General features: G+C 64.2%; 15 protein-coding genes and 1 pseudogene. 9 read left to right on the top strand and 7 right to left on the bottom strand.

Annotation, left to right across the window (positions count from 1 at the left end):
- Positions 1-174: 174 nt before the first annotated feature.
- Positions 175-1,152: a TRAP transporter substrate-binding protein gene (locus tag ACYVOC_RS11805; protein WP_461161938.1), complete on the top strand. Its 978-nt coding sequence runs from the start codon at positions 175-177 to the stop codon at positions 1,150-1,152.
- Positions 1,152-3,797, top strand: a complete 2,646-nt coding sequence (locus ACYVOC_RS11800; RefSeq protein WP_461161937.1) for a bifunctional diguanylate cyclase/phosphodiesterase — start codon at positions 1,152-1,154, stop codon at positions 3,795-3,797. The genes ACYVOC_RS11805 and ACYVOC_RS11800 overlap by 1 nt, the downstream gene beginning before the upstream one ends.
- On the opposite strand, the gene ACYVOC_RS11795 is transcribed toward ACYVOC_RS11800, so the two are convergent.
- Positions 3,786-4,685 carry a DMT family transporter gene (locus tag ACYVOC_RS11795; protein WP_461161936.1) on the bottom strand — a complete coding sequence of 300 codons (900 nt, stop codon included), beginning with the start codon at positions 4,683-4,685 and terminating at the stop codon, positions 3,786-3,788. The genes ACYVOC_RS11800 and ACYVOC_RS11795 overlap by 12 nt on opposite strands.
- 94 nt (positions 4,686-4,779) lie before the next feature.
- On the opposite strand from ACYVOC_RS11795, the gene ACYVOC_RS11790 reads away from it, so the two are divergent.
- Positions 4,780-5,763, top strand: coding sequence for a quinone oxidoreductase family protein (locus ACYVOC_RS11790; protein WP_116004572.1), 984 nt, complete (start codon positions 4,780-4,782; stop codon positions 5,761-5,763).
- Between the two features lie 110 nt (positions 5,764-5,873).
- Here the strand turns inward: ACYVOC_RS11790 and hpnE are convergent, their stop codons facing one another.
- Together hpnE and hpnD are read right to left on the bottom strand one after the other, a co-directional pair.
- Positions 5,874-7,193: a hydroxysqualene dehydroxylase HpnE gene (gene hpnE / locus ACYVOC_RS11785; RefSeq protein WP_461161935.1), complete on the bottom strand. Its 1,320-nt coding sequence runs from the start codon at positions 7,191-7,193 to the stop codon at positions 5,874-5,876.
- Positions 7,194-7,210: 17 nt separating this feature from the next.
- On the bottom strand, positions 7,211-8,050 hold the full coding sequence (gene hpnD / locus ACYVOC_RS11780; RefSeq protein WP_116006111.1) for a presqualene diphosphate synthase HpnD: 840 nt from the start codon (positions 8,048-8,050) through the stop codon (positions 7,211-7,213).
- A 137-nt stretch (positions 8,051-8,187) separates the two neighbouring features.
- On the opposite strand from hpnD, the gene ACYVOC_RS11775 reads away from it, so the two are divergent.
- Positions 8,188-9,756 carry a methyl-accepting chemotaxis protein gene (locus ACYVOC_RS11775; RefSeq protein ID WP_461161934.1) on the top strand — a complete coding sequence of 523 codons (1,569 nt, stop codon included), beginning with the start codon at positions 8,188-8,190 and terminating at the stop codon, positions 9,754-9,756.
- Between the two features lie 39 nt (positions 9,757-9,795).
- A complete protein-coding gene (gene tsaD, locus ACYVOC_RS11770) occupies positions 9,796-10,848 on the top strand; it encodes a tRNA (adenosine(37)-N6)-threonylcarbamoyltransferase complex transferase subunit TsaD (protein ID WP_461161933.1) in 1,053 nt (350 codons plus the stop codon).
- 53 nt (positions 10,849-10,901) lie between these two features.
- Here the strand turns inward: tsaD and lspA are convergent, their stop codons facing one another.
- From lspA to ACYVOC_RS11755, 3 genes are all read right to left on the bottom strand, one after another.
- Positions 10,902-11,405, bottom strand: a complete 504-nt coding sequence (lspA, locus tag ACYVOC_RS11765) for a signal peptidase II (protein WP_461161932.1) — start codon at positions 11,403-11,405, stop codon at positions 10,902-10,904.
- Positions 11,405-14,257: an isoleucine--tRNA ligase gene (gene ileS, locus ACYVOC_RS11760; RefSeq protein WP_461161931.1), complete on the bottom strand. Its 2,853-nt coding sequence runs from the start codon at positions 14,255-14,257 to the stop codon at positions 11,405-11,407. Before ileS ends, lspA begins: the two co-directional genes overlap by 1 nt.
- Positions 14,258-14,385: 128 nt before the next feature.
- Positions 14,386-15,420 (bottom strand): bifunctional riboflavin kinase/FAD synthetase, encoded by a 1,035-nt coding sequence (locus ACYVOC_RS11755; protein WP_461161930.1) that lies wholly within the window; start codon positions 15,418-15,420, stop codon positions 14,386-14,388.
- 165 nt (positions 15,421-15,585) lie between these two features.
- On the opposite strand from ACYVOC_RS11755, the gene ACYVOC_RS11750 reads away from it, so the two are divergent.
- The 4 genes and pseudogenes from ACYVOC_RS11750 to ACYVOC_RS11735 all read left to right on the top strand — a co-directional run bounded on the left by ACYVOC_RS11750 (position 15,586) and on the right by ACYVOC_RS11735 (position 20,893).
- A complete protein-coding gene (locus ACYVOC_RS11750; protein ID WP_116004566.1) occupies positions 15,586-16,143 on the top strand; it encodes an HNH endonuclease in 558 nt (185 codons plus the stop codon).
- A 109-nt stretch (positions 16,144-16,252) separates the two neighbouring features.
- A pseudogene (locus ACYVOC_RS11745) lies at positions 16,253-16,710 on the top strand (transposase).
- A 171-nt stretch (positions 16,711-16,881) separates the two neighbouring features.
- The gene (locus tag ACYVOC_RS11740; protein WP_461161929.1) at positions 16,882-20,100 is read left to right on the top strand and encodes an IPTL-CTERM sorting domain-containing protein; all 3,219 of its coding nucleotides are present in this window, start codon (positions 16,882-16,884) and stop codon (positions 20,098-20,100) included.
- Positions 20,101-20,260: 160 nt separating this feature from the next.
- Entirely contained in the window at positions 20,261-20,893 is a 633-nt protein-coding gene (locus ACYVOC_RS11735; RefSeq protein WP_461161928.1) for a DUF3617 domain-containing protein, read from the top strand.
- Positions 20,894-21,073: 180 nt separating this feature from the next.
- Here ACYVOC_RS11735 and ACYVOC_RS11730 read toward each other — a convergent pair whose 3' ends face one another.
- Positions 21,074-22,189, bottom strand: a complete 1,116-nt coding sequence (locus ACYVOC_RS11730; RefSeq protein ID WP_461161927.1) for an acyl-CoA dehydrogenase family protein — start codon at positions 22,187-22,189, stop codon at positions 21,074-21,076.
- Positions 22,190-22,225 lie beyond the last annotated feature (36 nt).

The following is a 22,225-nucleotide window of genomic DNA, read 5'->3' as shown; positions in this document are numbered from 1 at the left end:
CCAGTCGTCGCACACAATCAGATCAATCTATTTCCGAGGGGGTTTTGTATCGCCATGCACTGTTCACCGCGTTCTCTCCGAACCAGGTTGCTTGCGCGCGTCTGGGCGGTGGTGTGCGCGTGCAGTGCCTTGGCCTTGGGTTGTGCGCCCGCGCAGGCCCAGGAAGGCACTGCCGTGCGCCACCTTCGTGTCGTGGGCGGGTTGGCCGACATTAACCAGTACACCCATTGGGAGGAGCCTTTTTGGAACCGCGAGCTGGCCAAACTCAGCCGGGGTCGCTTCAGTGCCGCGATCGTGCCGTTTGACCGTGCGGGTGTGCCGGGCGATGAAATGCTGTCGTTTTTGCAGCGCGGCGTAGTGCCGTTTGGTACCGTGCTGCTCAGCGCCCTCACGGCCGTGGCCCCGGAATACACGGCGCCTGATTTGGCGGGGCTGAACCCGGACATGGCCAGCCTCAAGGCCAGCGTTGCGGCTTTTCGCCCCGTGCTGACAAAGAAACTGCGCGAGACGCACGGCGTGGAATTGCTCGCCATGTATGTCTATCCCGCGCAGGTCGTTTTCTGCCGCAAGCCCGTGGCTGCGCTGGTGGATCTGGCGGGCCGGCGGGTCCGCGTGTCGTCGGCCGGGCAGGCTGATTTTGTCGAAGCCCTGGGCGCCGCGCCGGTGCACATGGCGTTTGCGCGCATCGTGCCGGGCGTCGAGTCAGGCAGTGTTGATTGCGCCATTACGGGCACCATGTCGGGCAACACCATGGGCCTGCATGCGGTGACCAGCCATCTCTACGCCATGCCACTGACCTGGGGCTTGGCCCTGTTCGGCGCCAACAAGGCCGCTTGGGATGCCCTGCCTGCAGATTTGCGCGCCTTGCTGCGCCAAGAGCTGCCCCGGCTGGAATCCTCCATCTGGGCGGAGTCCGAACGCGATACCGCCCAGGGTCTGGCCTGCAACAGCGGGGCATCCGGGTGCACTGTGGGCCGCAAGGGGCGCATGCAGGTGGTGGTGCCCTCGGCCCAGGATGAGGCGCGGCGCCAGGAAATTTTCAAGACCACCGTGCTGCCCCGTTGGCTCCAGCGCTGCGGCCCGCAATGCGCCGACCTCTGGAATCAGACCATCGGCGCCGCACGCGGGCTGACCTTGCCGAAAGTGCCCTGATGGCGTGGACTTCCTCGCGGATCAAAATCACGGTTTGGGCGCTGGCTTCGCTTTTTCTGGTGGGATTGCTGTTCACGGCAGGCATGCTGGCCTGGACGACCCGGCAGACGGCATTGGAAAACCGTGTGGAACAGGTCACGCGCTTCGTGTCGGGTGCGGAGGCCGCCCTCAACAACAGCTTTCTCACGATTGATCTTTTGCTGTCGGGTTCGGACGACCTGCTCGGCCTGTCGGCCTCGATGGTGGACTGGGTCGATACCAGCGTATCCGGCAAGCTGCTGGACACGGTGACGCGGGGTAACCTGCTGGTCAGTCATACGGCGCTGCTGGACCGCGAAGGCCGTGTGCTGGCGTCCTCCGACGCCGCAAGTGCACGCAATGCCGTGCAGCTGCCGCCCGATTTTTTGCAGGCGGCACTGTCGCCCTCGGCGCCCAGCCTGCTGGTCAGTGCGCCCACCGTGAGCTTCAACAGCACACAGGTCGTTCTGTACTTTGCCCGGCCCAGTGTCCTGGCCAACGGCCATCGGCTGGTGGTGGTGGCGCAGGTGCCGGTCGCCAAAATGGCACAGGTGCTGATGCAGGGTGCCGACAGTGCCGGGCTGGAGGTGGTGCTTGAGCGCAGCAATGGCAGCGTGCTGTTGTCTATTCCCGACTGGGGTGAGCAAGCGCTGTTGCGGCCGATTCAGCCCTTGAACACACCCGCTGAAAGCGCCACCTGGGGCGCTCCTGCGCGGCTGAGCGGCGTGCCTGCACTGGTGGTTTCGCGCCCGCTGCTCTACCAAAACCTGCGCCTCTCCGCGAGCCTGCCCGAGGAGGTTGCTCTGGAGGACTGGCGCGCAGAGCGCAATGCCATTGCTGTCGTCACGGCGGTGTTCTGCCTGATGGTGTTGCTGGCTGCAGGTGCGGCCGTCGCTTTCTTTCACAGCGTCACCATGGCGCGGCAGGCGATGGCCCATTCCAAGACCATGCTCGATCAGGCGCTGGAGTCGATGGTGAGCGGTTTTGTCCTGCTCGATCAGCGCGGCCGGGTGGTGCACTGGAATCGGCGTTTCGCCGAGATCTATCCTTGGCTGGCGGGTGTGATGGCGCCGCAGTTGCCATTTCGAAAGGTGCTGGAAAAAACCGTCAAATACCATCTGCCGCAGGCCGACGAGGCAAAGCAGCAGCAGTGGGTGGAGCAGCGCCTGGCACGCCAGCGTAGCGCTGCCGGGGGGCATGAGCAGACCACGCCCGATGGCCGCCATATTCAGATATTGGAGCGTTCCACCCCCGAGGGCGGGTTGGTCATCACCTACCACGATGTGACCGATCTGCGCCGTGCCACGGCTGAAATCGAGACCCTGGCCTTCTACGATCCGCTGACCGGCCTGCCCAACCGGCGGTTGTTGCTTGACCGCCTGGGCCAGGCGTCGGTGCTGGCGCAGCGCTCGGGCCAGCTGGGGGCGCTGCTGTTTCTTGATCTGGACCAGTTCAAGGCGCTCAATGACACGATGGGCCATGAAGTGGGTGACGAGCTTCTGATCCAGGTGGCGCAGCGCCTGCGCGCCTGCGTGCGCGTGGCCGACACGGTGGCCCGACTGGGTGGCGATGAGTTTGTGGTGATGCTCAACGACCTTTCCATCCGCACCGAAGAAGCCGCGCAGCTTGCCCAGCGTATCGGCGAGAAAATTCTGGCCAGCCTGTCCGAGTCCTACCAGCTGCAAGGACATGAACACCAGAGCCGTGCCAGCATTGGCGCCACGGTTTTTGGTGGCTCCCTGCAGACGGCGACGGAGCTGCTCAAGCAGGCCGATATCGCGATGTACCAGGTCAAGGCACGGCGCGGCAATGGCCTGTGTTTCTTCGACCCCCGGATGCAGGTGGCCATCAACGACCGTGCGCAACTGGAAGCCGACTTGCACGATGCCCTCGAAAAAAGGCAGTTTGCGGTGCATTACCAACCTCAATTCACGCTGGACGGGCGCATTGTGGGTGCTGAAGTGCTGCTGCGCTGGCACCATCCGCAGCGCGGCATGGTGCCGCCGGGGCAGTTCATCGCCGTGGCCGAGGAAAGCGACCTGATCCTGCACATTGGCCTGTGGGTGTTGCGTACGGCCTGCGCGCAGATGGCGGTGTGGCAGGACGTGCCGCAATGCGCTCACCTGCAGCTGTCTGTGAACGTGAGTGCCCGCCAGTTCAGACACCCTGATTTTGTTCGCCAGGTGGCCGATGCCCTGCAGGAAACAGGGGCCAAGGCGCACTTGCTGACGCTGGAGCTGACCGAATCACTGGTGCTGGACAACGTGGACGACGCCATCGAAAAGATGCACTTGTTGCGTACCAAGGGCGTGCGTTTTTCGGTGGACGATTTTGGTACCGGGTATTCGTCGCTGGCCTACCTGACTCGTTTGCCGCTGCACCAGCTCAAGATCGACCAATCTTTCGTGCGCAACCTGGGTACGCGGGAAACCGACGACGTCATCGTGCAAACCATCATCGGCATGGGACGCAACCTGGACCTGGAAGTGATCGCCGAAGGGGTGGAAACACAGGAGCAGAAGGACTTCCTGGCCCGGCAGGGCTGCGATCTCTACCAGGGCTATCTGCTGGGCAGGCCTGTGCCTCTGGACGCTTTCAACGCGCTGATACAAGCCTCAGCGGCGTGATGAGACCACGATACCGCCCACGATAAACGCAAAGGCGGCTGCGTGATACAGGCGCGGTGTCTCGCCCAGAAAGGCCACCGACATCAATGCGGCAAACAGCGGCGTGAGGTTGGAGAAGAAACCGGCCACTGCCGGCCCGGCGCGTTGTACGCCCACGCCCCAGCAGCGGTAGGCCACCACGGCCGGGCCGATGGCAATAAAGGCCAGTGCTGCCGCCAGCGGCCAGCCCCAGGTGATTTGCGTGTGGCCGGTCGCCCACTCGGCGCTGGCAAAAGCGCCCGACCAACCCAGGCCAAAAACCAGCTGTGCCATTAAAAAACCGGCCCAGTCGTTGCGCAGATTGGCGGGCTCGCTGGTGCGCACCAATAGCCAGCTGTAAAACGACCACGAAATGGTGGCCAGCAGCATGAACAGGTCGCCCGGCACCAGGCGCAGTGCCAGCAGCTGGCTCCATTCGCCGCGGCTGAGCACCAGCAGCACGCCGGCCATGGACAGGGCCGCGCCCGCCAGTTGGCGGCGCGTGACGGTAACGCCAAAAAACACCGCGCCGACCGCCAGCATCCATACCGGCATGCTGGAGCCCACCAGGGTGACGTTGATGGGCGTCGAAGTCTGCAAGGCCATGTACTGCAGTGCGTTGTACAGGCCAATACCCAGCAGCCCCAGCAGGGCATAGCGCCGCCAGTGCGCCCACACCGGGTGGTCCGGGCGCAGCACGCCATGGGCCAGCGGTAGCAGCAACGCAAAGGCCAGGGCCCAGCGCAAAAAGTTGAGTGTGATCGGCGAAACCAGGTCGTGCACCAGGCGGCCCACCACGGCATTGCCGGCCCACAGCAAAGGCGCAGTCACCAGCAGCGCCGCCGTGCCGGGCGTCAATTTGTGTGTCATACCGGGACTGTAACGGCGCACGCAGGGCAAGGCTTGCAGAAACATGGCACGATGGCGCCCACCTTTGCGTTTGCCTTGCAGGAGCCCCTTTTCTATGAGCCTCGCCGTCCAGATCCGCCAACATGGCGGCCCCGAAGAACTCCAGATCGTTGATGTGACCGTGGGGGAGCCCGGCCCGGGCGAGATCCGCATCCGCCACCACGCCGTGGGGTTGAATTTCATCGACGTGTACCACCGCACGGGCCTGTATCCGCTGTCCATGCCTGCCACGGTGGGCATGGAGGCCGCAGGCGTCGTTGAGGCGGTGGGCGCGGGTGTGACCCACCTGCAGGTGGGTGACCGCGCCGCCTACGCCAGCCAGCCGCCCGGCAGCTATTGCGAGGTGCGCGTGATGCCCGCCCAATGCGTGTGCAGGCTACCGGACGCGATCAGCTTCGAAACCGGCGCTGCCATGATGCTCAAGGGTCTCACGGCGCAGTACCTGCTGAAGAAGACGCTGCCCGTCCAGGGCCTGCAAGCCGGTGACTTTGTGCTGTTCCACGCGGCCGCCGGTGGGGTGGGCCTGATTGCCTGCCAGTGGGCCCGCGCCTTGGGCCTGCAGCTCATCGCCACCGCCGGTACCGATGCCAAGTGCCAGTTGGCGCTGGCCAATGGTGCGGCGCACGCCATCAATTACCACACCGAAGACTTTGCGGCGCGCGTCAAGGACATCACCGCAGGCCAGGGCGTGAAGGTGGTGTACGACTCGGTCGGCAAGGACACCTGGGACAAGTCGCTCGAATGTCTGCGCCCCTTTGGCCTCATGGCCAGCTTTGGTAACGCCTCGGGCCCGGTCGCGCCGTTCGCACCAGGCATGCTGGGCGCCAAGGGCTCGCTGTATGTCACGCGCCAGACCCTGTTCACCCATATCGCCACGCGCGAATCCACCCAGGCCATGGCGGACGAGCTGTTTGCCGTGGTGGCCAGCGGCCAGGTGAAGATCCACATCGACCAGCGCTACCCGCTTGCCCAGGTGCAGCAGGCGCACCGCGACCTGGAGGCACGCAAGACCACGGGCTCGACCATTCTCACTTTGTGAGTGGTGGTCTGGGCGCATGGGCGCCCACTTGTAAATTTTGATGAAATGATGCTCTATCGCTTTCTGGATAAGCGGTAGCAGCTATCAAAGAAATAGTATGAATCGCCGGGCTACGTGTCTGGCGCCGCCAACGCCTGGGCGGCCTCCCAGCCGCTGCGCACGGCGCCTTCCAGTGTGGCCGGGTAAGGGCCTGCGATGTAGTCGCCGCAGGCCTGCAGGCCGGGCGCAATGCAGGCGCCCGGGCGCTGCAGGCCGGGGGTGCAGGCAAAGGTGGCGCGTTTTTCCACCACGGTCTGCACCACCTGCAGGCCCGGCAGGCGCAGCTGTGCGTGGGCTTGCTGCAAGACCCGCTGTTCTGTCTGTGCGCGTTCGCCCTGGCTGTCGCTGGCCACAAAAGCCAGCAGACCGGACGGCCCCCCCAGCTGGCCCCGGTCGAAGACGAACTGCGCTGGATGCTCTGCGCTGCTGTGCAAAGCCAGCATGGGCTCGGGCAGCAGGCGGCCGTGGGCGTGCGGTGTGCCCTGGGCATATACGGTGCTGATCGCTCTGAACTGCAATGCCTGAGCGCTGGCGGCCCAGTCGCACAGCGGTACGGTCATGGAATAAGGGGCCGTCTGCGCGCTATGCGAGACCAGGCGTGCCGCTTCGGTGCTGGAGGTGGCGAGCACCACGGCATCGAAAGGGATGCCGTCCACAAGCCAGCCCTGACCGGGAGCCGGGGCCGTGAGGGCCTGCACGCGCTCGCCCGTGCGCACGATGGCACCCTGGCCGGTCAGCCAGGTGGTGGCGGCCCCGGGAAACAGCGTGCCCAGATCCACGCGCGGAAGCAACAAGTGAGAGCCACCGCGCCCGCTGAACAGGCTGTCTTGCAGCACGCGCAAAAACACCTGGCCGCTGGCCCTGGGGGCGGGGGTGTTCAGCGCGGCCACGCACAGCGGGTCGATGAAGCCGTCGAGCAGGCGTTGCGGTAGGTGGGCGCACAGGGAGGCCACCGTATCTTGCGGGCCGCAGACAAAGCCCGCGCGCTGCCAGCCATGGGCCGTGCGCAGCAGGGCGAGCCGGTCGTGCCAGGACCAGCCGCGTGCCCGGGCGATACCCAGCAAGGCGTCCCAGGGCGGGGCCAGGTCGGGCAACTGCAAGCCGCTGCCGTCGGGAAAACGCAGCACCAGGGGCAGGCGCAGCAAGGCAGCATCAATATCCACGCCTACCAGGCGCATCAGGCGCAGCGAGGTGGTGTAGGCGCCGATCAGGATGTGCTGGCCATTGTCCAGCACCAGGGGCGTGCCGTCTGCGCCGGGTGTGGTGAGCGCGCGCGCCCGTCCGCCCACCGTGCGTGCGGCCTCGAATACCGTGGTCTGGTGGCCCGCCTGGACGGTGGCAATGGCCGCCGCCAAGCCGGCCCAGCCGGCGCCAATGATGGCAACGTTCATGCGTGTTGTGGTGCCAATTACATGCGCCCCAGGGCCTGCATCTTCCAGGCCAGCCAGAACTTGCGCAGCGGCGTCAGGCTGATGCGCTGGTGCAGCACCTGGAAGTTGTCGTGCTCGATCTCGCGCAGCAGGGTGCGGTAGATGCTGGCCATCATCAGGCCCGGTTTTTGGGTGCGGCGATCGGTGTCGGGCAGCAGCGCCAGGGCTTCTTCGTACAACCCGTGCGCGCGCGCAGCCTGAAAGCGCATCAGCGCTGTAAAGCGTTCGGAATATTCGCGTTGGAGGATTTCGTGCGCCTTCACGCCAAACTGCTGCAGCTCGTTCACCGGCAGGTAGATGCGCCCGCGCATGGCGTCTTCGCCCACATCGCGCAGGATGTTGGTCAATTGCAACGCTTGCCCCAGGCGGTGTGCGTACTGCGTGGTGGCGGGGTCGGTCTGGCCAAAAATACGCGCCGCCACCTCGCCCACCACACCGGCGACCAGGTGGCAGTAGCGCTGCAGGCCCGGATAGTCGAGGTAGCGGGTCTGCTCCAGGTCCATCTGGCAGCCTTCGATGATGGCCATCAAGTGGCGCGGCTCGATCTCGTAGTGCGCGGTGTGTGGCATCAGTGCCTGCATCACCGGGTGCGTGGCTTGGCCCTTGAAGGCTTGCGCCACTTCACCTTGCCACCAGGCCAGTTTGTTGCGGGCCACACCGGGGTCGGTCACTTCATCGACCACGTCGTCCACTTCACGGCAGAATGCATAGAACGCTGTGATGGCTGCACGCCGGGGGCGAGGCAGGAACAGGAAGGCGTAATAGAAGCTGCTGCCTGAGGCGGCAGCCTTTTGCTGGACGTACTGTTCCGGATTCATGGGGCGCGATTGTCCCATGGCGGGCGGCTACCGATGTCGGCGCACTGCCGCCAGTGTCCGACTATTGTGCTCAGATGCGCATGAGATGGCTTGTGCGGGCGTTATGATGGTTCGCGCGTAACAAATTGAAAGAAAGCATGCTAAACAACCTTCGTATCACGCTGCGCTATGTCGTTATTCTGAGCGCATTCTGGCTCTCGGGCGCAGTCGTGATTGCGGTGAGTTACTGGGGTTTGTCATCTGCGCGCGACAGTCTCAAGACCGTGCATGAGCGCGCCATGATCCCCGCCCTGATGGCATCCGATTTGGTGGACCTGACCGTGCAGAACCGCCTCCAGGTGCTTCTGGCGTTCCAGCATGCCCCCGAGAGCCCGTTGGCATCCATCCACAACCACGAGCTGTCCATGCATCTGAATGCCATCGCGACCAACCGCGATCGCGTCAGCCAGATCATCAAGACCATCGAGTCGAGCATCACCGATCCCGAAGAAAAAACGGTGTTTGATGCCACACGGGCCAGTCGCATGGCCTGGGTGGCCGAGCTGGACGAGGCCACCAAGGCCATTCAGGCGGGCGATTTCCAGCCGACAGTGATGGCGCGATTCCTGAAGGCCGGGAGCGAGCACGGCGAAACCGTCATCAAATCCACCAAACAGTACCGCGATTTCCAGGTGGCCCGTGCCGATGCTGCCCTCAAGGCTGCACAACACCGCTATGAAATCGGTTTGATGGTGTTCGCCTTCGCCACGTTCGTGTTGGGGTTGCCTGCCTCGCTCATGGCATTGCTGCTGCTGGGACGCCTCGTTTCGGGTTTCCGCCAGGTCAATGCCGCAGCCACAGCTATTGCATCCAACAACCTCACGGTCAAGGTCGAGTCTTCGGGCAGTGACGAAATTGGCCTCATGCTCACGCAGATGGAAACCATGCGCAGCAACCTGCACCACATGATTGCCCAGGTGCACAGCGGCGCCGACACGATTGCCGGAGCATCCACCCAGGTCGCCGTGGGCACGCACGACCTGTCCGCGCGCACCGAGCAGCAAGCCAGCGCGCTGGAAGAAACGGCATCCGCTACCGAACAACTGTCGAGCACCGTGCAGCAAAACGCCGACAGTGCGGCCCAGGCGAGCCAGTTGGCGGCGACTGCCACCGGCGTGGCCGAGCGGGGCGGGGTGGTGGTGGCGCAAGTGGTGGACACCATGGAAGCCATCAATGCGTCGTCGCGCAAGATCGTGGACATCATTGCCGTGATTGATGGCATTGCCTTCCAGACCAACATCCTGGCGCTCAATGCCGCCGTTGAGGCCGCCCGCGCGGGCGAGCAGGGCCGGGGCTTTGCCGTGGTGGCCAGCGAGGTGCGCAGCTTGGCCGGGCGCAGCGCCGAAGCGGCCAAGGAGGTCAAAACCCTCATCAGCGATTCGGTGGACAAGGTGGGCGTGGGCAGCGAACAAGTTGCGCTGGCTGGGGCCACCATGCAGGAAATCGTGGCCGGTATCCAGCGCGTCGCCGACATCGTGGGCGAGATCGCCTCGTCCAGCCGCGAGCAGGCGATGGGCTTGGGGCAGATCAACCAGGCCGTGGCGCACCTGGACGGCGTGACGCAACAGAACGCTGCGCTGGTCGAGGAAACCTCGGCGGCATCCAGCGCCCTGCAGGAGCAGGCACGCCATCTGGCTGCGTTGGCAGCCACGTTCAGGCTGCAGTAAACACGATCGGGCCGCTTGCAGGCCCTACACTTGCCGCCCATGGACGTGCAAAACATGCTGGTGCTGGGCATCGAATCATCGTGTGACGAAACCGGCGTGGCGTTGGTGCGCACGCAGGGCAGCGGCGTGCCGGACTTGCTGGCGCACGCGCTGCACAGCCAGATCGACATGCACCAGGCCTATGGCGGCGTGGTGCCCGAGCTGGCCAGCCGTGACCATATCCGGCGTGTGTTGCCGCTGGCCGAAACGGTATTGGCCGAATCCGGTTGCCGCCTGTCCGAAGTGGATGTGGTGGCCTATACCCGTGGCCCTGGCTTGGCGGGGGCTCTGCTGGTAGGGGCGGGCGTGGCCTGTGCGCTGGGCTGCGCGCTGGACAAGCCCGTGCTGGGCGTGCACCACCTCGAAGGCCACTTGTTGTCACCTTTTCTGAGTGCCGATCCGCCGCAATTTCCCTTTGTGGCGCTGTTGGTTTCGGGTGGGCACACACAGCTCATGCGCGTGGAAGGCGTGGGCCGCTACGAGCTGCTGGGTGAAACCATTGACGATGCGGCGGGCGAGGCGTTCGACAAATCCGCCAAGCTCATGGGCCTGGGCTATCCCGGCGGCCCGGCGCTGTCGCGCCTGGCGGAGCAGGGCGACCCCACAGCCTTCAAGCTGCCGCGTCCCTTGCTGCACAGTGGCAACCTGGATTTTTCCTTTGCCGGACTGAAGACAGCGGTATTGACCCAGGCGCGCAAACTGGGCGATGAACTGGAAGTGCGCAAGGCCGATCTGGCCGCCAGCACGCAGGCCGCCATTGTGGATGTGCTGGTGAAAAAAACGCTGACCGCGCTGCAGGACAGCGGGCTCAAGCGCGTCGTGGTCGCAGGCGGCGTGGGTGCCAACCGCCTGTTGCGTGCGCAATTGGATGCCGCCTGCGCAGCACGGCATGTGCGCGTGCACTACCCTGAACTGCACTTGTGCACCGACAACGGCGCGATGATTGCCATGGCGGCCGCCATGCGCCTGCAGTCAGGCCAGCAGCAGGCCCGGTTCGACTATGCCTTCGACGTCAAGCCGCGCTGGCCCTTGAACGCCATCCAGGGCGCGTAAGCAGGCGCGGCCCAGGCCAGGAGCCACCGCGCCGCAGGCGATTCAGGGGGGTGTTACGTCTTTCTGACGCGCAGCAGCTCGTCCAGAATCAGGCAGGCCGCGCCCACGGTGATACCGGCATCGGCGATGTTGAATGCGGGAAAGTGCGAACCCGCCCAGTGGAAGTCCAAAAAATCCACCACGTAGCCGTGCATCAGCCGATCGACCACGTTGCCAATGGCACCGCCCAGGATGCTGGACAGCGCAAATGAGAACAGCTTTTGCCCCGGATGCTGGCGCAGTTGCCACAGGATGAACAGGGTTGCCGCCACCCCGATGCCGGTGAACAGCCAGCGCTGCCAGCCCCCCGCCGTGGACAGGAAGGAGAACGCTGCCCCGGTGTTGTGCACCCGCACGATGTTGAAGAAGCTGGTGATGAAGGTGGCATCACCGAGCTGGTAGTACCCCAGGATCAGTGTCTTGGTGAACTGGTCTGCGATCAGGATGAGCAGCGCCCAGGTCAGCCAGGGCCAGAGGCGCGCGCTCGGGCGGCCAGCCCACCCCGTGGAGCGGGCCATCAGGCGCACGCCCGGTGTTCACCGGCGCCATAGAGGTTGCTGGTGCAGCGCCCGCACAGGGTGGGGTGGGCGGCATCGTGGCCCACATCGCTGCGGTAGTGCCAGCAGCGCTCGCACTTGGCATCAGAACTGGCTGTAACGCTTATCTGAAGATCGCTGCCAGCTATCAATTGAATAGCGGATGTGATGAACACGAACTTCAGGTCATCCCCCAGGCTGGCGAGCAGGGCGTGGTCTTCAGGGCCTGCGGTGAGTTCCACGCAGGCCTGCAGCGACGAGCCCACCTGGCCGGCGGCGCGCAGCTGTTCGATTTCCTTGTTGACCAGGTCGCGGATCGTGCGGATGCGCCCCCATTTGGCAAGCATGCCTTCGTCGCTCGATGCCGAGACGCCGATGGCACCATAGGTTTCCAGGAAGATGGAGTCCGAATTGCCAAACAGCTTCCAGGCTTCTTCGGCGGTGAACGAAAGAAACGGTGCCATCCAGCGCAGCATGGCGTGGGTGATGTGCCACAGTGCAGTTTGGGCACTGCGGCGGGGCAGGCTTTTGGCCCCGGTGGTGTAGAGCCGGTCCTTGAGCACGTCGAGGTAGAAGCCGCCGAGGTCCTCGGAGCAGTACAGCTGTAGCTTGGCCACCACGGGGTGGAATTCATAGTCACGATAGTGCGCCAGTACCTCGGCCTGGAATTCGCCGGCGCGGGTCAGCGCATAGCGGTCAATTTCCAGCATCTGTTCGAAAGGCACGGCGTCCTGGGCGGGGTCGAAATCGCTCACGTTGGCGAGCAAAAAGCGCAGCGTGTTGCGGATGCGGCGGTAGGCATCCACCACCCGCGCCAGAATCTTCTCGTCACCCGCAATGTCGCCCGAATAGTCGCTCGCAGCCACCCACAGGCGAATGATCTCGGCGCCCAGCTTCTTGTTGATCTCCTGCGGGTCGATGCCGTTGCCCAGCGACTTGCTCATCTTGCGGCCCTGGCTGTCGACTGTGAAACCGTGGGTCAGCAGGCCGCGGTAGGGCGCGCGGCCTTCAAGCGCGCTGGCCAGCAGCAGCGAACTGTGGAACCAGCCGCGGTGCTGGTCGTGGCCTTCGAGGTAGAGGTCGGCTTCGGGGCCGCTGTCGTGGTGCACATTGGGATGCGTGCCGCGCAGCACATGGCTGAAGGTGGAGCCGGAGTCGAACCACACTTCCAGGATGTCGGTGCTCTTGGTGTAGTGCGGTGCGTCTTCGGCGCCCAGGATTTCTTCGGTCGTCACGCGGCTCCAGGCCTCGATGCCGCCCTTTTCGACGATGGCAGCGGCCTGGTCCAGGATTTCCATGGTGCGCGGGTGCAACTCGCCCGAGTCCTTGTGCAGGAAGAACGGGATGGGCACGCCCCAGCTGCGCTGGCGCGAGATGCACCAGTCAGGCCGTCCCGCAATCATGTCGCGCAGGCGGGCCTTGCCATTCTCAGGGTAGAAGCTGGTGTGCTCGATGGCTTCCAGGGCGGTCTGGCGCAGCGTTTTAGGGGCCTTGTCTTGGGTGAAGACGCCTTCGCCCTCGTCCATGCGCACAAACCACTGGGCTGCGGCGCGGTAGATCACCGGCGTCTTGTGGCGCCAGCAGTGCGGGTAGCTGTGCGTGATGTCCTTGGTGGCCATCAGGCGGCCGGCCACGCGCAGCGCATCGAGGATGACCGGCACCGCCTTCCAGATGTGCTGGCCGCCAAACAGCGGGAACTCGGCCGCATACGCGCCATTGCCTTGCACGGGGTTGAGAATGTCGTCCAGCGCCAAGCCATGGGCGCGGCAGGAGTTGAAGTCTTCCAGGCCGTAGGCGGGCGAAGAGTGCACGATACCGGTGCCGTCGTCGGCGGTGGCATAGTCGGCCAGGTAAACGGGCGAGAGGCGGCGGTAGCCCGCGTCCATGTCGTAGAGCGGGTGTTCGAATTCCAGTCCGCCCAGCTTTTCGCCCAGGGCCGTGGCGATCACCTGGCCGGTCAGGCCATAGCGTGCCAGGCAGTCTTCGACCAGCGTGGCAGCCAGCACGAGCAGGCCGCGCTCGGTGTCGACCAGCGCATAGGGCAGGGCCGGGTTGAGGTTGAGCGCCTGGTTGGCTGGAATAGTCCAGGCCGTGGTGGTCCAGATGACGATAAAGGCGTCTTTGGTCAGCTGCGGGATACCAAACGCGGCGGCCAGCCGGGCCGGATCATGGGCTTTGAAGGCCACGTCGAGGGTGGTGCTTTTCTTGTCTGCGTATTCAATCTCGAACTCGGCCAGCGAGCTACCGCAGTCAAAGCACCAGTACACGGGCTTGAGGCCGCGGTAAACGAAGCCCCGCTCGATCACGCGCTTGAACGCGCGGATCTCACCCGCCTCGTTGGCGAAGTTCATGGTTTTGTACGGGTTGTCCCATTCGCCCAGAACGCCCAGGCGCTGGAAGTCGAGCATTTGCTGCGCAATTTGCTCGGTGGCGTAGGCGCGGCTCTTGGCCTGCATGTCGTCGCGCGAGAGCTTGCGGCCGAATTTCTTCTCGATGGCGTTCTCGATCGGCAGGCCGTGGCAGTCCCAGCCCGGCACATACAGCGCGTCGTAACCTTCGAGCTGGCGCGCCTTGACAATCATGTCCTTGAGGATTTTGTTGACCGCATGGCCCATGTGGATCTGGCCATTGGCGTAGGGCGGTCCATCGTGCAGGATGAACTTGGGCTTGCCGTGGCGGGCATCGCGCAGCCTTTTGTACAGGCCCTTCTCGTCCCACTCCTGTACCCAGCCCGGCTCGCGCTTGGGCAGGTCGCCGCGCATGGGGAAGGGGGTGTCGGGCAGGTTCAGGGTGCTGCGGTAATCGGGGGGGCTGGCGTTGTTGGCGTCGGACATGGCGAATGGTTTTCGGGGAAGGCTCGACAAGCTCGGCCCGGGCGCTACAGCGTCCGGAAGGCGGTGGCAGGGGATGTTGGCGGTCTGCCTGCCTGAGCCTGTCGAAGGCGGCGGGCGGTGCCAACGCATCAAATTCGGTCGCGCGTGGTCTGGCGGCAGGTTTCAGCGTGGGCGGCAAACCAGGCGCGCGCATCGGCACAGTCCTTCGCAATGCCCTGGGTCAAGGCATCGAGGCTGTCGTACCTGAGCTCGTCGTGCAGTTTGTGCAGCAGTTCCACGCGGATGATTTTACCGTAGGCCCCTTCGGCGCCCAGATGCTGCGGCCATTCGAGGCAATGGGTTTCGAGCAGCACGCGGCCGCCGTTGACGTCCTGCGGGTCCAGCGAGGGGCGAATACCCAGGTTGGCCACGCCGGGCAGGGGGTGCTCGGCCAGGCCGTGCACTGTGACGGCAAAAATGCCGCTGGCGGCGGGTTTCCAGTGCGCAAAGCGCAGATTCAGGGTGCGAAAACCATCGCCCGCATCCAAGGCGCTGGCGCCCAATGCCCGCCCGAGCTTGCGCCCGTGCACCACATGGCCCGAGATGGCATAGGGGCGCCCGAGCAACTGCGCCGCGTCCTGCATGCGCCCGGCCGCCAGGGCTGCACGCACCTCGGAGCTGGAGACGCGCACGCCATGCACTTCATAGCTCATCATGCGCGCCACATCGAAGCCCTGGGCCTGGCCGGCCGTGTCCAGCATGGCGTAGTCGCCGGCACGTTGCCGGCCAAAGCGGAAGTCATCACCCACCAGTACATAGCGCGCGCCCAGGCCGTCCACCAATACTTCGCGGATGAAAGCCTGTGGCGACTGTGATGCCAGCCGGGCGTCAAACGGCAGCACCACCGTCTGCTGCACGCCGTAGCGGGCCAGTTCACTGAGTTTGTCGCGCAGAGTACCGATGCGCGCGGGCGCCAGCGCGGGCTTGTTCTGCACGGCTGCGAAGTAGTCGCGCGGATGGGGCTCGAAGGTGAGGGCGCAGCTGGGAATGCCACGCTGCGCCGCCTCTCCATTGAGCAGCGCCAGCATAGCCTGGTGGCCCCGGTGCACGCCGTCGAAATTGCCGATCGTCAGCGCGCAGGCAGGGGCAATTCCGGGATGGCGGAAGCCGCGAAAGATTTTCATGAAGCGTTATCTTTTTAATAGCACATTGCGCACGGCCATACAGCGCAAGACACTGATTTGACTTGAAAACAGCGTATATTGTGACGCAGCGGCCACGCCCTGCGTGACAGGTGCGTGGCTGCCTCATCCATTCCTTGCATGCAGTGTTGTTCGAGGAGGCGTGTTGTGAAAGTCTTGAAGTTGTCGTCCCAGGGCCTGCCCCAGTCCTGGATCTCGCTGGAACAGGCAGTCATCCATTACGCGGCGGGCGATGTGCGCTGGGAATCGGGCGGGGAGATTGCCGTTTTCCACGGCGGGCACAACGCAGTGACGGGACGGCAGTCGGTGATTGGCGTCAACAGCATCATCGGCACCCGTGGCGTACCGGGCGTCAACCCCTTTGACCTCAAACCCAGCCTCACCAACGGCAAGTTGTTTGCACGCGACCGCAACATTTGCGCCTATTGCGGCAATCGTTTTCACGAGGAAGACCTCACGCGCGAACACATCGTGCCCTTTGCACGAAATGGCCAAAATCACTGGATGAATGTAGTCACCGCGTGCCGCCCCTGCAATCACCGCAAAGGCCCGCGCACGCCGGAGCAGGCACACATGCCCCTGCTCTATACCCCCTACGAGCCCAGCCTGTGGGAAGACTTCATCCTGCGCAACCGGCGCATCCTGAGCGACCAGATGGAGTTTTTGGCCGCCCACTTGCCGCACTCGTCGCGGCTGCTCAACTAGAAAATGCCATCCATCAATGCTCTGCAGTTGAAAGCCACAGCCCCGGTGCTGCGTAGAGGCCGTAACTAAAAGATGCAGAGATGCCCTCCTTGATGCCCAATGGGAGCGCATCAAGGATATCTGCGATCTGGTCAGGCAGGACAGTCTGGAGCCACTGCAAAAGACAACCTGCTGTTCGTCGTGCAGTGCTCTACCGCTGCCGTGCAGGCAGCCCCTGGCGGGATCTGCCTGCCCGCTTTGGCGATTTTCGTGCCGTGCACACCCGCCACAGATGTCTTGCTTAAGGACACACCCGCGCAAACCATCCTTGCCGACAAGGCCTATGACGCCCAGGCCCGGCTGATCGAGCCGTTGTTGGACAAAGGCAAGGCAGTGGTCATTCCTTCGCGTGCGACGAACAAACAGCCGCGCGAATATGACCGTGACCTGTGCAAGGCACGCCATCTGATCGAGAACTTCTTCGCACGCTTGAAGCAGTACCGGGCCATTGCCACACGCTACGACAAGACTGCCCGCAACTTTCTGGGGGCCATCCATCTGGCGGCATCCATGGTGTGGTTGGCATGACCCCTGGCAACCTCGCTACACCCTCGAAATGGATTGATGACACGCCCTAGTGATCTGCCCCCGTGGCAAGCGGTATTTGTGCACGAAATGTCAAAGATTGTTGCAAATCGTGCGCGTGGGGTGATTTCGGCCAGCATGTGATCTACAGGTCTTGTTTAAGAGGAGAGATGGATGCATAACTTAAAAACGGGGCAGCCACGGCTGCTGAATGGCTTGGCGCGCAGATGTGCCAAAGCCTTGCGGGCTGGAGCCCTGGTGGTCGGGGGTGTTTTGCTCGCGGCGCCTATGGCGCATGCGGGTTTTGACAACGGCGGGTTCGAGACCGGCAATTTCAGTAACTGGACGCTTAATAGCTACACGAGAGCAGCGCTCCCCGCCTCTCCTCCTCCGACGGGCTCCGTAGCACCTATTACGCTCAATGCCCTAGGCTTGTCTGCCAAGACAGCAGGCAGCACACGGAGCGCTGTGCTCAGCGGCCCGACCGTGAATGTGCCCTGGACGAATGCGGGCACGCTGACCTATCCCCGGTGGGGCAACCACGCGGCCCGGCTTAACGACCGGGATGCGAATGCGGCCAGCTCCATCGAGCAGACCGCCAAGATGACAGTGGCCGATGTGGATCCCATCGACGGCAAGATCCACGTCCGCTTCGGCATGGCCCCGGTGCTGGCCGATGGCGGGCATTCGGGGGTGCAGCAACCCTACTTCTATGTGGAAGTGCGCAACGATACCAAGGGCACGGTGCTCTTCCAGACCTTCAACTACGCCAACCAGAGTGGCGTGCCGTGGCAAAAATCCGCGCCAGCCGGTGCAGGCTGGGGGGGGGCTGGTGTGGGTGACTACCGTTACACGGACTGGCAAGGTTTTGACATTGCCCCCGGCAATGGCCTGCTGGATGTGGGTGACGATGTCACGCTCATCGTCTATGCCGCCAATTGCTCTCCCGGCGCGGCCTACCACGAGGCCCGGGTCTATTTGGACGCGGTGGGTGCCTTCATGCCAGGCCTGTCGGTGGCGGCCACCGGGCCTTCGACCACCAAGCCCGGTGAGCAGATCACCTACACCTACAACTACACCAACAACAGCGGTGTGATCGCCCTGGGCTCCAAGGTGCGTGTGGCCGCGCCGATCACGGAAGACGGCAAACACACCACGTTCGTGACGGGTTCAATCCCGCCTTCGTGCTCCGGCCCCCATGCCGGAGCCGCACCTCGGGCGGACTACATCGAATGCGATGTCGGCACCCAGCCAGGTAGCATGCTGAACGATGGCCAGAGCGGCAGCTTCGATGTGAAGTTCACCGTGCCGGCGGATGCCGCCACCACGGGTCCCAACAACGTGGTCAACAACGGTGACTACGACATCCGCTCCAACACGACCAGCGCCTTTATCGGCCCGATGGTCAAGACGACCGTCCTGGGCGCAGGTGCGACCGTGGTGGATCTGGGCGTGACGGTCAGCAATGGCGGTGCGATTTCCTACCCGCCCAGTACCGCGCTGGCGATTCCAATCACGGTCACGGTGTCCAACTTCAGTGGAATCGATTCACTCAATTCGAAGGTCATTCAAACGCTGGCGGGTCTCACGGGTGTTACCTGGACTTGTGCTCCGGCGCCCGGTTCCACCACGGCCGCCTGTGGCAATCCGAGCGGCACGGGCCCGATCAATGACAACCCGGATCTGCCTGCGGGTGAGGGGGTGATTTACACCATCACCGGCACGACGGGTGCGGCGGCAACGCCGGTCAGCACTGCAGTCACGGTGACCCCACCTGTGGGCACCAGCGATTCCCAGTTGTCCAACAACACGGCAGGCCTGAACGCCCCCGTGGGCACCCAGCACAACGTGACGGCCAACGCAACCGGTGCGGGCGCGGGCCACATTCTGGCCGTGCCCAGCGGGTTGGTCTGCGGCGACGCCAGCACGGCCTGCTCCACTACGGGCACCACGAAGCCAGTGGCCGAAGGCGATGAAGTGCGCCTGACGCCCGTGGCCCACGCTGGCTCGATCTTCAAGGGCTGGACGGGTTGCACCAGTACCAGCGGCAACGTGTGCGTGATCACTGTGGGCACCACCGACGTGACGGCCACGGCCAATTTCGCCAAGGCCTACATCGTCACGCCTGCGGTTGATCCCGCCGGCGGTGGCTCCATCGGGCCCAATACTCCCCAGCAGGTGGAAGAGGGCGGCTCGAAGGTGTTCACCCTGAATCCCGATCCAGGCAAGTATCCCGTGATCAAGCCCCCCGCTGCGGGCACGGCATGTACCGGCACTCTGAGCGGTAACACCTACACGGTCAACCCCGTAACGGCGGACTGCGGCTTCACCGTGGAGTTTGTCACTGGCGTGACGCTGACCTCCTCGGTCACGGGCGGCAACGGCACGATTGGCCCCCTGGGAGCCACAGGCCCGCTGCCACCCGGCAATAACAGCACGGTCTACACCCTCACGCCCGTTGCCGGCTACACCCCCGTGGTGGGCGGTACCTGCTCCGGCACGCTCTCGGGCAACACCTACACGGTGACCAACGCCGCCAGCAATTGCACGGTGGTTGCTTCGTTCACCAACGACCCGGTCACGGTGACGTCCTCCGTCAATGGCGGCAACGGCAGCATCGATACTGTAGGAACAGTGAACTTGGCCCGGGGCGGTGCGCGCACCTATTCCTTTACGCCGGCGCCAGGATATTTACCGCTGGTCACCGGCAACTGCCCTGGCACGCTGGTGGGCAACACCTATACGGTGACGCCGGTGAACGCGAACTGTGCCTTCAACGTGACGTTTACCAACCAGACGGTGGACATCACCGGAACGGTGATCGGCGGAGGCGGCTCGATCACACCTTCTGGTACGACCACCGTGGCGCGTGGTGGTGGCTTGACTTATACGGCAACACCTGGTGCGGGCAATGTGGCTGTGTACGACGGTACCTGCCCCGGCATACGTACCGGCAACACCTTCAGCGTGACCAATGCGCAATCTAGTTGCGGCGTAAACGTGAGATTTGTTCCTGCTGCAGGAGCGATCACGGTAACGACGAATGTGCCTGGTGGCAACGGGACAGTGACCACGCCCGGGCAGAACAGCGCAGGAGAAACCGTGCTGGCCATTGGCGACACGCGCGTCTGGACGGTCACGCCCGCTGCGGGTTTTGTGCCGCGTCTCATCGCTGGGTCTACATGCGCGGGTACGCTGAGCCCCACGGCGCCCTACACCTACACAGTGAACGCTGCGGCCGCGAGCTGCGTAGCGAACTTTGCCTTCGTGGCGGCGGGGCCTGGTTCGGGTGGCGCGACCTCCATTCCCACCCTGAGCGAGTGGGGCCTGATCATCCTGTCGGCCCTGATGGCGCTGTTTGCCTTGGGCATGCGCCGCCGCCAGATGCCTTGAGGCGGCACTGAAAACGGCGGGCGTGGCACACGGCCCGCCCGCTACAACAAAGCCAGCGGCGCCGAGGTGCGCCGCTGGCTTTTTCTCCATAAAATCCGGTTGTAACGCCTATATATAAAGCGCCAACAGCTATCTTTTTTGAAATACTCACGGGGTACAAATGCAATACAGCCACTACGGCCTTGTGCTGTGTGCGGCGCTGATGGCCGCGCACAGCGCCGCGCAGGATGCACCGGTCGCCGCGCCTGCGGCCAGCAAGGCAGCCGCCGGTACGGCCACCCAGCGGGCCGCCCAGAAGTCTGCCCTGCCCGCGCGCAAGAGCGGCCTGTGGGAGGTGACACTGCGCAGCGGGGAACTGGCCCTGAAGCGCGCAGGCCAGGGCCCCCAAAGGGCGCAAACGGTGCAGCAATGCACCAGTGCCGAGGCGGAGCCCGTCATGCTGCTGTCCATCGTGCCCGGCCAGGAAAATTGCCGCAAGATTTCGTCCAAACGCCGCAGCAAGGGCGGGGGACACGACATTCGCACCGTGTGCTACGTGCACGACAACCGCGTGGAGATGCAGATGGAACTGACGGGCGACCTGCAGTCCGCCTACCAAGGGGTCTTCTCGGTGCAATACGCCCAGGCGCCCTTGAACAACACCGGCCGCACGGCTTTTGAAGGCCGCTGGCTGGGAGCCTGCAAGCCGGGCCAGCGCCCTGGCGACATGGTGCTGCCCAATGGCGTCACGGTGAATGTGGTGGACGACAAGAAACGCGCCGAAGGGCGTGGGCATGAGGGGCATAGCCACTGAGCCTTTGCCGCATGTGGTGGATTTTTAGAGCCAAAAAAGGCGCTAGCGCTTATTCAGTAAGCGCTGGCAGCTCTCTTTTTTGATTTTTTTGCGGTACGGACAGGCCAACCCGCACAACGGAAAAGCCCCGCAGGCACAACGCCTGCGGGGCTTTTTTAAATCCGGGTGGCGCGGCCCCGTTCAGGCAAACACCCCCGCCGTCTCCTGCATGCGGCTGGACACCTCACCCAGATGGTGCAAGGTGTCGCCAAACGTCATTTCCATCTGCGTGAGCTTTTTGAAGTAGTGGCTGCCGATGTACTCGTCGGTCACGCCAATGCCGCCGTGGAGTTGCACCATCTGCTGGCCCACGTAGCGCATGGATTGGCCCAGCTGCACCTTGGCGCGGGCCATGGCGGTGCGGCGTTCGCCTGCGGGGGCGGCGAGCTTGAGGCTGGCGTAATAGCTCATGGAGCGGGCCAGTTCGAGCTGCATTTTCATGTCAGCCACGCGGTGGCGCAGCGCCTGGAAGCTGGCGATGGTGACGCCGAACTGCTTGCGCTGGTTCATGTAGTCCACGGTGAGCGCCACGGCCTTGTCCATCACGCCCACGGCTTCGGCGCACAGCGCGGCGATGCCGGTGTCTACGGCCAGTTCCAGCGCGGCCAGGCCGTCTTTGGTAATGAGCGTGGCAGGGGCGTTCTCGAGCTGCACCTCGGCGGCGCGGCTGCCGTCCTGCGTGACGTAACCCTGGGCGCTGACGCCGCTGGCCGAGCGCTCGACCAGGAAGAGGGCGATGTGGCCGTCCAGTTGCGCAGGCACCAGGAAGGCGTCGGCCTGGTCGCCTGCGGGGACTATGCTTTTCGTAGCTGTCAGCGTATGCCCAGATTGCGTTATAGCCGCTTCTGCTTCACATTTTTCGAGCGTGTAGCGCGCCTTGCGCTCTTGCTGCGCCAAGACTACCAGCGCTTCGCCGCTGGCAATGCGCGGCAGCCAGGCAGCCTGCAGCTCGGCCGGTGCGTACTGCGTGAGTACGCTGCTCGCGATAAAGGCGTGCGCCAGGGGTTCGAGCACCATGCCGCGGCCCAGTTCTTCCATTACCACCATCACGTCGATGGGGCCCTGGCCCATCCCGTCTTGTGCCTCGGGCACGGTCAGTGCGGTCAAGCCCAGTTCAGCCAGTTCGCCATAGGCCGCGCGGTCAAAGCCACCGGCGGCCACGGTGCTGCGGCGGCGCTCGAAGGTGTAACCCTTGTCCACCCAGCGGCGCACCGCGTCGCGCAGGGATTGCTGGTCGTCAGAAAAATCAAAATCCATGTGTCTCTCCTTGTGCCGGTTGTGGCGCCGTGGCGC

The organism is Simplicispira piscis, from assembly GCF_054783455.1.
Note: the sequence above shows the minus strand (reverse complement) of the source record. Positions and strands in the feature narration are given on the sequence as shown.